Origin of the sequence: Streptomyces sp. NBC_01546, assembly GCF_045208355.1 — a bacterium.
Lineage (GTDB): Bacteria > Actinomycetota > Actinomycetes > Streptomycetales > Streptomycetaceae > Streptomyces.
Window position 1 is genome coordinate 2277743 of the sequence record NZ_CP109379.1, and the last position, 11108, is coordinate 2288850.

Annotated in this window: 10 protein-coding genes; 9 read left to right on the forward strand and 1 reads right to left on the reverse strand. The window is 69.9% G+C overall.

Going from position 1 to position 11108, the window contains the following annotated elements:
• The first annotated feature begins 313 nt into the window (after window positions 1-313).
• Together OHA89_RS10365 and OHA89_RS10370 are read left to right on the forward strand one after the other, a co-directional pair.
• Window positions 314-1261, forward strand: a complete 948-nt coding sequence (locus OHA89_RS10365) for a LysR family transcriptional regulator (protein ID WP_266614422.1) — start codon at window positions 314-316, stop codon at window positions 1259-1261.
• A gap of 9 nt (window positions 1262-1270) precedes the next feature.
• Window positions 1271-2215, forward strand: coding sequence for a DMT family transporter (locus OHA89_RS10370; RefSeq protein ID WP_215142423.1), 945 nt, complete (start codon window positions 1271-1273; stop codon window positions 2213-2215).
• A 116-nt stretch (window positions 2216-2331) separates the two neighbouring features.
• Here the strand turns inward: OHA89_RS10370 and OHA89_RS10375 are convergent, their stop codons facing one another.
• Complete coding sequence (locus tag OHA89_RS10375) at window positions 2332-3144, reverse strand: LuxR C-terminal-related transcriptional regulator (RefSeq protein WP_266614425.1); 813 nt, start codon at window positions 3142-3144, stop codon at window positions 2332-2334.
• A 258-nt stretch (window positions 3145-3402) separates the two neighbouring features.
• On the opposite strand from OHA89_RS10375, the gene OHA89_RS10380 reads away from it, so the two are divergent.
• From OHA89_RS10380 to OHA89_RS10410, 7 genes are all read left to right on the forward strand, one after another.
• Window positions 3403-3609, forward strand: coding sequence for a hypothetical protein (locus OHA89_RS10380; protein ID WP_257553786.1), 207 nt, complete (start codon window positions 3403-3405; stop codon window positions 3607-3609).
• A gap of 14 nt (window positions 3610-3623) precedes the next feature.
• Entirely contained in the window at window positions 3624-4415 is a 792-nt protein-coding gene (locus tag OHA89_RS10385; protein ID WP_406365953.1) for a thioesterase II family protein, read from the forward strand.
• A gap of 46 nt (window positions 4416-4461) precedes the next feature.
• Window positions 4462-5355, forward strand: coding sequence for an isocitrate lyase/phosphoenolpyruvate mutase family protein (locus tag OHA89_RS10390; RefSeq protein WP_266614429.1), 894 nt, complete (start codon window positions 4462-4464; stop codon window positions 5353-5355).
• Window positions 5352-6314: a 3-oxoacyl-ACP synthase gene (locus tag OHA89_RS10395; RefSeq protein ID WP_406365955.1), complete on the forward strand. Its 963-nt coding sequence runs from the start codon at window positions 5352-5354 to the stop codon at window positions 6312-6314. The genes OHA89_RS10390 and OHA89_RS10395 overlap by 4 nt, the downstream gene beginning before the upstream one ends.
• Window positions 6314-8530, forward strand: a complete 2217-nt coding sequence (locus OHA89_RS10400; protein WP_406365956.1) for an iron-containing redox enzyme family protein — start codon at window positions 6314-6316, stop codon at window positions 8528-8530. The genes OHA89_RS10395 and OHA89_RS10400 overlap by 1 nt, the downstream gene beginning before the upstream one ends.
• 64 nt (window positions 8531-8594) lie before the next feature.
• Window positions 8595-9803, forward strand: coding sequence for an acyl-CoA dehydrogenase family protein (locus tag OHA89_RS10405; protein WP_406365958.1), 1209 nt, complete (start codon window positions 8595-8597; stop codon window positions 9801-9803).
• A 77-nt stretch (window positions 9804-9880) separates the two neighbouring features.
• Entirely contained in the window at window positions 9881-11026 is a 1146-nt protein-coding gene (locus OHA89_RS10410) for a hypothetical protein (protein ID WP_406365960.1), read from the forward strand.
• Window positions 11027-11108: the final 82 nt, after the last annotated feature.

An 11108-nucleotide genomic window follows, 5' to 3' on the forward strand; every position in this document is an offset into this window, starting at 1 on the left:
ATCAAGTGGGTCCGGCAACCAAAGGAAACCTGCTGGCCGCCATAAGCGAGGGCATCGCGGGGGCGACCGTGAACCACATCGCCTGACCGGTTTGCTCCAGTTGCCCCGATAGGCGCCCCGCTCAAGATCATCTTGCTTATCGATGCCGAAAGGACTTCTTATGTGAACCCCCCTCTCGCGCTTGATGTTCAAAACTCGGTAAAACTGCCTCTGTATCACTCTGTGGACCTGCCGATCCATGCATAACGCCCGATACCACCGCGCCCTAAAGCGGAGTTGCTCGATTCCATTTCTCCTGCTTACGTTTCGCCCCATGATCGAGACGCGTCATCTCCGCACGCTGCGCGCCGTTGCGCAAACGGGCTCTTTCGCTGCCGCGGCACGGCAGCTGAGCTGTACCCAGCCGGCCGTGAGCCAGCAGATGAAATCCCTCGAACTGGCCATGGGTACTCCGCTTCTGATCCGCACCAGCCGTGAAGTACGGGTCACCGAGGCCGGTGCGGCCCTCGTGCGCCACTCGGCCGGGGTGCTCGCCGGACTCCACGCGGCCGAGGAGGAGATGGCGGCGTTCGCGGGGCTGCGCACCGGCCGGGTCCGGCTCACCTCATTCCTGAGCGGTACTTCGGCACTGATACCGTCTGCCATCGCCGCGATGCGCGCCGCCCATCCGGACGTAGAGGTTTCTCTCGCGGAGGCGCCTCCGCCGCGCTCCATCGACCTGCTTCGCAATGCCGACTGCGACATCTCCCTGGCCTTCCGCTACCCGGAGATCCCCGGCTCGGGCGCGAATGCGCAAGGCGAGTGGCAGGACCTCGCGGTCCGCCCGCTCCTCGCCGATCCTCTGGTCGTGTTGGTGCCGGAAGGACATCGCCTCGCGGAGGCGGGCCAAGTGGAACTGGCCGAACTGGCCGGCGAATCCTGGGTCATGGGCTGCCACCGCTGTCGCCGCCATCTGTTGCGGCTGTGCGAGCATGCCGGTTTCGAGCCGCGCGCCGAGTACCGAACGGACGACTATCCGACCGTGATCGGCCTGGTCGCGGCGGGCCTGGGGGTCGCCGTTCTGCCGGAACTGGCCCTGGGCGGACCGCCGTCGGCGGCGATCCGGCTGCTCCGCCTGGAGCCCACGGTGCACCGGGAGGTGGTGGCCCTGTCCATGTCGACGTCCCCCTCCGTCCCGGCGGTCGGACTCATGCTCCGCGAACTGGAACGATCCGCCGCCCGCCTGCCGAGGACGTCACCGGTTCACGGCGGCCCAGGCTAGGTTGCTCGTATGAACTCATCATCTGGACGTTCCGGAATGGATCGAGGGGCGCTGTTAGCCGCATCGGTCACTGTGGTGCTCTGGGCCTCTGCCTTCGTATCCATTCGTGCCTCCGCCGACTATTTCGAACCCGGAGCGCTGGCGCTGGGGCGACTGCTGACGGGCTCGTTGGCCTTGGTCTGCCTGCTGTTGGCGAAGGGCGGTGGAGTGCCGCCGCGGAAGGCATGGCCCGGGATCGTGGGATCGGGGGTGCTCTGGTTCGGCGTCTACATGGTCGTACTGAACTGGGGAGAGCAGCTGGTGGACGCGGGAACGGCGTCCATGGTCGTCAACGTGGGGCCGATGGTGGTCGCGCTGCTCGGCGGCTGGTTCCTGAAGGAAGGATTCCCTCCGCTGCTGCTGGCCGGCATGGCCGTGTCGTTCGTCGGCGCGGTCGTCGTCGGCTTCTCGTCGTCCGGCGGCGGATCGTCCTCGGTCCTCGGCCTGGGGCTCTGCCTGCTGGCTGCCGTGGCGTACGGGGCCGGCGTGGTGCTGCAGAAGCCCGCGCTGCGGCATGCGACCCCGATCCAGGTGACGACGTACGGCTGTCTGATCGGCGCCGTCGCGTGTCTGCCGTTCAGCGGGCAGCTGGTGTCGGACCTGTCCCGGGCGCCTGTGTCGGCCACGCTCAATGTCGTCTACCTGGGGCTGTTCCCCACGGCACTGGCCTTCACCACCTGGGCCTACGCGCTGTCGCGGACCACCGCCGGGAAGATGGGGGCGACCACCTACGCGGTGCCCGCCGTGGTGATCCTCATTTCCTGGCTCGCCCTGGACGAGGTGCCGGGCTGGGTCACACTCCTCGGCGGTGCCATCTGCCTGGGTGGCGTGGCCGTATCCCGGATGCCCGGCTTCCGCAGGCGCGGACCCGAGGAGACCGCAGAACCGGCGGCCAGCGTGGAGACAGCACGCTGAGGTGACTCGCCGAGGTCGGCAGGACCGGAGGCGACACGGACAGGGGCGGGGACATGATGTCCCCGCCCCTGTTTTTCGTACCCGCTTCTCGCGCCTACTCCTCGATGCCTGCCGTCTCACAGGATGAGCGTGGTCTCATTTCTGCCCAGTTCATAGCCGAACTGAATTCTGGTGTGCGCGCCCAGTTCCTGTTTCATCGCCGCGATATGCCCTTGCAGTGATCTCTCGCTGATACCGAGCCGGCGTGCGATCTGCTTGTCGGGGTAGCCCGAGACGAGCAGTTTGCTGATGGAGTTCCGGAGTGATGGGATGACCTGCTCGGCCGCCCTCGTGGCATGTGTCGAAACGAAGGGGAAGGGATTCGCCCGATCCCAGGAACGCTCGAATATGTCTTTGAGGAAGCGCACGATGGCGGGCTCCCTGATGGCTATGGCGTTGGTACGGGTTTCATTCGCAGAAATGAACGCGACGCTTTCGTCGACGATGATCATCCGGTCAAAGAATTCGGCCAGGGTGCGGACCTGGACTCCATAATCGGAGACGGTCCGCACGTAATTCTTGGTCGCTTCGTCGAATCGCGTGGTGTGCTGATACAGGGTGCGCATCGCAATGCCCCCCGCTATCTGGCGGCGTACGGATTCGAGGGCCTCGTCAAGAACCGGCCCTGGGCGCGGCCCGTCGGGCTGAGCGGTCAGGATCTCCTTGCGCGCATCGGCGAGTGCCTCGTCGATGGCGGCGCCAATGGCTTCGAGCCCGTGGTGATAGCGGATCCGGATGTCGGGGGGAGCCTTCGCCGCCGGTGCCGCGGGCGGTGCCGGTGCCGCGGCCGGGTCGGCCAGGCCGCCCGCGACAAGCCGGGAGAGCGCCTGCAGGTGCTCGGACATGAGCTGCTGCACACCGTTCGGGGTATCCGGAATTCCGTGTTCCATTCACATTCTCCCACTCGCTCGTCCTGTCACTTCCCGAGTGCTCAAAGGGTCTTGCAATGCCAACCGAATGTCCAATACATCCCCGTGTGCGGCTTTTAGGATCCATCGGATTTTAGCAGTGCGGGAATACGAGTCATCTCGGAGCTTGAGTCAAAGTCCACCCGGACTCGAGAGTGATCAAGGCCGATCGCAGCGATCGCCTTCACTCCACTAAACGGTCCGCGGGTACCTGCCCCGCTCTTTTGGAGGCTTGACGAAATGTTGGCGACCCTTTCCCGCCCCGGTACGTCGTTCCGGCCGCGACTGACGGTCCGCATCGCCACGGCAGCCATTGCGGCCACGCTGGCCGGCGGCGGGGTCGCGGTGTCCTCCGCGAGCACGGGCACCGCTCACGGGACATCGGGTGATGTGAAAATTCTGGCCGATGTTGGCTGGAATTCGACCAAGCCCAAGGTGACCCCGTGAGCACGGTCGTTCCAGTGAGCTCTTCCCCCTGGTTCATGTGTGACGGGACGGAATCCGAGCCGGGGCCCGCCGCACGTGTCTACTGCTTCCCGCACGCGGGCGGTAACCCGCGCTCCTTCCTCGGCTGGCAGTCGGACCTGGCGGGCGTGGCCGAGATCGCCGGGCTCTGCCCGCCGGGACGCGGCAACCGCTACCGGGAGCCCGCGCTCACCGATGTCGCGGAACTCGCCGACGCGGTGGCGCACGAGATCTCCGCCACCGCCGACCGCCCCTTCGTCCTCTTCGGACACAGCTTCGGCGCGGTGCTCGCCTTCGAGGTCGCACGGCGCATCGGTCACCTGCCGGACTTCCGCCACCTGGTCGCCTCCGGCTGCTCCGCCCCCTCCCTGCTGCCCACCCGGCGGGTCGTGGAGGCCGCCCGGCTGGAAGGCCGGGAGTTCACGGAGGCCGTGGGCTTCTTCGGCGGACTGCCGCCGGAGGTCATGGCCGACGAATCCCTGCAGGAGCTGCTCCTGCCGAACCTGCGCGCCGACTTCCGCATGGTCGCCGGGTACGCGTACCGGCCGGCCGCACCCCTGTCCGTACCGGTGACCTTGATCAACGGTACGGACGACCCGCACATCAGCGAGGCCGGGCTGCAGTCCTGGGAACGGGAATGCCTCCGGCCGCCGGTCCGGCACCGGGCCGAGGGCGGCCACTTCTACTTCGACGGCCGCTCCCGGACCGTCACCGACATCCTGCGGTCGCTCCTGCCCGCAGCGCCCGGAGCCGGGCAGCCTGGCGACTGGCACGTCGAACTCATCTGAACGTGCCGGAACCGTACGACACCAGCGCCACAGAGGAACTCCATCCGTGAACCTGCCCGTTGCCCCTTCCGTAGACCCCGCCGATCAGCGCGCCCGCGCCCTCGCCTTCCGCCGGCTCCACCAGGGCACCGAGCCCTTCGTCGTCCCCAACCCGTGGGACGCGGGAACCGCGCGGCTGCTGACCGGACTCGGCTTCGCCGCGCTCGCCACCACCGGTGCGGGGCTGGCCTACCGCCTCGGCCGGCCGGACGGCACGAACCTGGTGGGCAGGCTTGAGATCCTCGCCAACGCCGCGGAGATCGTGGCAGCGACGCATCTGCCGGTCTCCGCCGACCTGGAGAGCGGTTTCGGTGACACGCCGCGGGACGTGGCCGAGACCATTCGGCTCGCCGCCGCAGCGGGCCTGGTCGGAGGCTCGATCGAGGACTCCACGGGCCGGGCCGACGACCCCGTACGTCCCCTGGAGGAAGCCGTGGAACGCGTGGCCGCGGCTGTCGCCGCCGCCCGGGAGCTCGACTTCCCCTTCACCGTGACGGCCCGCGCCGAGAACTTCTTCCAGGGCCGGTCCGACCTGGCGGACACCATCCGCCGACTGCGGGCGTACGAGGCCGCGGGCGCCGATGTCCTCTACGCGCCGGGCCTCCCGGATGCGGAGGCGGTGCGCGCAGTGTGTGCCGCCGTCCGGCGCCCGGTCAACGTCCTGATGGGTTCGCCCGCCCTGCCGCTGTCCGTGGCGGAGCTCGGCGAACTCGGCGCACGACGGATCAGCGTCGGCTCGGCGCTGGCCCGGGCGGCGCTCGGTTCGGTCGTCCGCGCCGCCGAGGAGATCCGTACCCACGGGACCTTCGGCTTCGGGGCGGACGCCCTTCCCTACCCCGAAGCCAACGCGATGATGACACCGGCCCCGTCGGCCGGGCAGGAGAGTGACTCCGCACGGTGAACGCCACCCCCGTCCATCTGTCCGCCCCCCGCTACGTCCTCGGCGAGAACCCGGCCGACCACACGTCCATGGCGAATCTGACCGCGCGCGCCGCCGAGCTGCGCATGCCGGCCAAGGCCTCGCTGTGGGGCTGGGGAACGATCCACCGCACCGGCAAGAACCTGGAGACGCTGGCCGTGGAAAGCGGCCGGGCGACACTCGCCGCAGCTGGGGCAGAGCCCGGCCAGGTCGACGCCCTGATCCTCTGCTCGACCCGGTTTCCCGGCGGCCCCCGCACCCACGGGGGCTTCGTACAGGCGGTCATGACCGGCCTCGGGCTGGGTGATGCCGCTTTCACCGGCATCACCCTGAACCGCTGCACCAATCTGCTCGTCGGACTGCGCCTGGCACAGGCGCTGGTGGCCTCCGGGCAGCATCACACGGTGCTGGTCGTCACCACCGACCGGATCTCGGACGAGGCGATCCGGATGGAGAACTTCGCCCTGTTCAGTGACGGTTCGGCTGCCTGCCTGGTGAGCGCCCGGCCATACGGAGAAAACGCGTACGAGATCCTCGGCGGGGCCTCCGCCCAAGACCCGCCCTCGCTCGGCTGGTCCAACGAGATCAGCTCGGACCTGGCCCGGGTGGTCAACGACCGCATCCTCACGCCGCTCGATCTGACCCTCAAGCACGTCGACGGCGTACTGCACCCGAACCTCTTCAAGCCGATCGTCGTGCTGAAGGAGCGCCAGGCCGGATTCAGCGCCGGGCAGTTGTTCCTGGACAACATCCCCCGCGTCGGACACTGCTTCGCGGCCGACCCCCTGATCAACCTCGTGGACCGCGACGAGGCGGGACAGCTGCGCGACGGCGGTCACTACCTCCTGGCGTCGAGCGTGCCGGGCGTACGGGTCGGCGTACTCCTGCGCAAACTCTCCGCCGCCCAGCAGCCGACGAGCGACGAAACCCCGGAGTCCTGATGAACGCGCACACCGGATTTCCCCTTCCGGACCTGACCACTTCCCTGCCCCGCGCGGCCTTCCGGTTCAGCCCGAAGGCCGCCGAGGACGCCGCCGCGGTCATCGAGGCCGGACCCGCCGGCATCTTCCGGCAACTCCTCGACGACCAGGAGAGCGAGACGACCCGCCTCGTCGCCCGCCGGACCCTGCACGCCTTCCTCCCCGCGGCCGAGGACGAGGCCCCTACGGACGCCGACGCGATCGCCGCCCGCGTCCGGCGGGCCCGCACCGCCATCGAACCGGCCCTCGCCGGCCTGCGCGAGCGCGGCCCGCAGACGTACCGCCTCGTCCTGCGCCAGCGCGCACCCCTCATGCTGCTCGCCGGCTGCTGGCTGGACGATGTCTCGCAGACCGCCACCCAACCGTCGGTCATCGTCAACCAGCTCTTCGGCCAGCACTTCTTCTTGCAGGGCGAGGGCACCCCCGAGCGCGGGCTGCTCGCCCGGCGGCGGCGGACGCTCGCCGAGCTCGAGGTGCACCTGCCCGGGATCGAGACCGCGGACTTCCTGAAGGAGACCGAGGCGCGCCCGCTGACCGCGCTGCACGCCTCCTTCTACCTCGCGCTCTCCCGGCTGCCCGCGTCGTTCCTGCCCGAAGTGGTGGGCGTGCACTACGCCGTGAACGCCCTGGGCGTCGACGATCTGCTGCTGGGTACGGACACTCCCTTCCTGGCCGAGGCACAGGCCCGTGCGCTCCTCGCCGAATACCTCAGGCTGACCGAGAGCTCGCCGACCGGCGCACGGGACCGGCAGCGGATGACCGCCTCGATCGAGCTGGTGCTGCGCCTGGAGCAGGAACACACCGCACTCCTCGGCGAGCTGGCCGACTGGCACGACGGACTGTCCCTGGACGCCAAGGTCGGGCGGATCGTGGCCCGGCACGCGCCGTACGCGGGCCGCCAGCATCGCAGTGTGCGTCTCGGCGACCGGCGGCTGTCGGAGTGGCTCGACGACGAGAACATGGATCTGGCGGCCTTCGTCGGCCAGTTCCGCGAGGCCAGGCAGATGAAGCCCGCCCGCGAGGGCGTGTGCCGGTTCCTGCGGTCCATCAAGTTCGGCGGGCCGATGTTCGGCATCTTCGACGAGTACGAGGCGGCCGTGTTCACCCAGTGGGCGCAGGCCATCGCGGCGGGTGAGCCGGCGGACCTCGACTTCCGGCCGAACACCGCCGGCGACGGCCAGGCCCTGGCGTGGGCCGAGGCGCTGCGCGGCAGCGACCCGGACGACACGGTCCTCGCCGAGGCCCCGGCCGGCCTGGACGACCGGCAGCTGTTCCACCGTGTGGTCAACATCGAGCAGTTCCCCCACATCCTGGGGACCGCCCGGGACCGGGCCGAAGCCAACCTCGCCGACGCGGAACTGCTGTTCGCCCATGGATCGGGCGGCACCCTCACCGATGCCGAGTACTTCGACTACACGCCCGAGGCGCTGATGGCGCGCGTCGACGCGATCTACTGGGACAAGCTGGTGGACCCGTACCAGCCCCTCACCGAGATCCCCGACCGGGACACCGTGATCTTCGAGCAGAGCACCTTCGCCCTCGGCAGCCTGATCGACGGCACCTGGGCCCAGCGCATCGGCAACCTCGGCCGCAACCACCGGCAGAGCGACCACATGCTGTTCTCCATCTACGCCGACGAGATGGGCCGCGGCGACCTCGACAAGAACCACATCACGCTCATCCACCAGGTGCTGGCCAGCATGGACATCCACCTGCCGCACATCCGCCAGGACGAGTTCCTGGAGCAGGGCGATCTACCGGACGGGCTCTACGGGTTCTCCATCCACCAGGTGTGCCTGGCGCTCTTCCCCGACACCCTCTACAACGAGATCCTCGGCTACAACCTGGGCATCGAGATGTTCGGGCTCGGAGCGATGCGGCTCCACGAGATACAGAAGCTGCGCCGCCACAACCTCGACGCGGGCTACGAGCAGGCACACCTGTCGATCGACAATTTCTCCGCCGGGCACGCCCGGCAGTCGGCCGACATCATCGTCTCCTACCTCGACGGCATCCGGCGCAACTCCGGGGAGGAAGCCGTCCAGCGGGAGTGGCGCCGCATCTGGCGCGGCTACGCCTCCTTCGCCTACTTCGTCGAGCACAAGCTGGTCGCTCAGGTCAGTGCCGGGCAACCGGCCGCCACTCCCGCCGAGGAAGATGCCGGCCTGCTCATCTGACGCCTGACGCCTGACGCCTGATGCCGTACCCGCCGATGTCCGCCCCCTCGCACGGAGAACTGCCTTGGAACTCACCAGCGCCTTCGACCAGGAAATCCTGGCCCTCCCCTTCTACGACGACGGGCACCGCCGCCTCGCGAACGCCATCGGCACCTGGTGCGACGGCCGCGCCCCGCTGTGGAAGGAGGTCCGCCGGCAGGACCCGGAGAAGGCCGGACGGCGTCTGGTACGGGAGCTCGGCGAGGACGGCTGGCTCTCCTTCCTGGACCCTCGGACCGCGCCCGGCGGCCTCCCCGGTGACTTCCGCAGCATCTGCCTGATGCGTGAGGCGCTCGCCTACGCCGAGGACCTGGCCGACTTCGCCTTCTCCATCCAGGCCCTCGCCGCCACGCCGATCATCCGGTACGGCAGCGAGGAGCAGAAGGAGAACTACCTGTCACGGATGGCCGAGGGTTCGCTCATCGGCGCGTTCGCGGTCTCCGAGCACGAGGCGGGTTCGGACATCGCCTCGGTCGGACTGCGGGCCGAGCGCGACGAGGACGGCGGCTACGTCCTGAACGGGCAGAAGGCGTGGATCGCCAACGCCGGGATCGCGGACGTGTACGTCGTCATCGCCCGCACCGGCGAGGGCCCCGGCCCGCTGGGGCTCACCGCGTTCCTCGTCCCTGCCGGCTCCCGCGGTCTACAGGTCCACGAACGCCTGGACGCGGTCGCCCCGCGCGCCTTCGCCCATCTCTCCTTCGAGAACTGCCGGGTGCCCCGGGAGGCTGTACTGGGCAAGCCGGGCAGGGGTTTCGTCATCGCCATGGACCTGCTGGAGCGGTTCCGGATGACGGTCGGCGCCGCGGCGCTCGGGTTCGCCCGCCGGGCCGCCGACACGGCGCTGGCCCACGCCCGCACCCGCCGGATCGGCAACGAGAAACTGGTCGACCTCCAGCTGACCAAGGCGTCCCTGGCCGAGATGGACGTCCGGCTCAACGCGGCCGCCCTGCTGGTGGCGCGGGCAGGCTGGGAGACCGACCACGGCAGCAGGCGCTTCGCCCGGCATTCGAGCATCGCCAAGCTGTACGCCACCGAGGAAGCCCAGCACGTCGTCGACTCCGCCGTGCAGTTGCTCGGCGCGGCGGGTGTGGTCGCGGACAGCGTCACCGAGCGCCTGTACCGGCAGATCCGTTCCCTGCGGATATACGAGGGCACCTCGGAGGTCATGCGGCTGACGATCGCGGGCACCCTCGACGCCCGGCGCGCCGCGCTCCCCGCCCGCTATCTCTGACGCACCCTTCCCTCAGCGACGCCACCTCCCCCACCCCAAGGCACCGACATGCCGAACACCCAGCAAGGAGCACACAGGTGACCAACCCGATCGAAGCGGTCAGGCTGGCGGACCCGTACCCCGGCTACGCGGCGCTGGTGGCCGAGCGCCCCTTCGCCTTCGACCCGGCCCTGAACGCCTGGGTCGCGGCGGACGCTGCGGCGGTGCGCGCCGTGCTGGGCTCCGCCGCCCTGCGGGTCCGTCCGGTGGCCGAGCCGGTGCCCGCCGGAATCGTCGGCACCCCCGCCGGTGAGGTGTTCGGGGATCTGGTGCGGATGACCGACGGGGGCCTCCAGCAGCACCTGAAGGGTGTGGTCGTCGAGGCGCTGGGGACCGCCGACCCCGTGCACGCCGCCCGGCTGGCCGCCGAGCAGACCCGGGCATCTCTCGGGACGGGCGGCGAAGTCCCCTTCGAGGAGCTGATGTTCGCCGTCCCCGCACGGGTCGTGGCGGCCCTGTGCGGGCTCGACGCGGACGGCTCGGCGGAGGCCGCCCGGCTGATCGGCGATTTCGTCCAGTGCATCCCCGCCCTGGCCACCCCGGAGCAGCAGGCTGCGGCGGCGCTTGCCGCGGCCCGGCTCCAGGAGTTGCTCGGCCCCGGTCTCGAACACGCGGAGGCCGCCGGGAACGGGCTGCTCGCCGGGCTCGTACGGGCGGCACGGGAGGCCTCCTGGACCCGGACGGCTCCGCTGCTGGCCAACGCGGTCGGGTTCCTGTCCCAGACGTACGACGCCACGGCCGGGCTGATCGGGAACACGCTGCTCGCGCTGGCCCGGGGTGAGGAGACCCCGAAGACCCCTGCCGCGTGGGAGCGGTTCGTACGGGAGGTGGCCCGGCACGACGCGCCGATCCAGAACACCCGCCGCTTCGCCGCCGAGCCGTTCCGGCACGGTGCTGCCGAGGTCGCGCCGGGCGAGCAGGTGCTGGTGCTGCTCGCCGCCGCCAACCGGGACCCGGCGGTCAACCCCGATCCGCACGCCTTCCGGCCCGGCCGCGAGGCGCCGGTGGTCTTCACCTTCGGCGCCGCCGCCCACCGGTGTCCCGGAGGGAGCCTGGCGGTGGCGATAGCCGGGGCGGTCGTCGGGACGCTGCTGGACTCCGGGTTCGACCCGGCGCGGCTGTCGTCCGGGCCGGCCGAAGTGACGTACCGGCGGCTGGCCAACGCCCGGATCCCGGTGCTGTAGCGGCGCGACCCGCCCGGCGCAGTGAGCACACACAAGGCTACCGCCTGCCCATTTTCACCGAACTTATCGCCGCAAGTCGGCA

What these genes read in the sequence shown, in the direction of transcription:
- OHA89_RS10365 (WP_266614422.1), top strand. Translation starts at nt 314, where the DNA reads ATGATCGAGACGCGTCATCTCCGCACGCTGCGCGCCGTTGCGCAAACG.
- OHA89_RS10370 (WP_215142423.1), top strand. Translation starts at nt 1,271, where the DNA reads ATGAACTCATCATCTGGACGTTCCGGAATGGATCGAGGGGCGCTGTTA.
- OHA89_RS10375 (WP_266614425.1), bottom strand. Translation starts at nt 3,144, where the DNA reads ATGGAACACGGAATTCCGGATACCCCGAACGGTGTGCAGCAGCTCATG.
- OHA89_RS10380 (WP_257553786.1), top strand. Translation starts at nt 3,403, where the DNA reads ATGTTGGCGACCCTTTCCCGCCCCGGTACGTCGTTCCGGCCGCGACTG.
- OHA89_RS10400 (WP_406365956.1), top strand. Translation starts at nt 6,314, where the DNA reads ATGAACGCGCACACCGGATTTCCCCTTCCGGACCTGACCACTTCCCTG.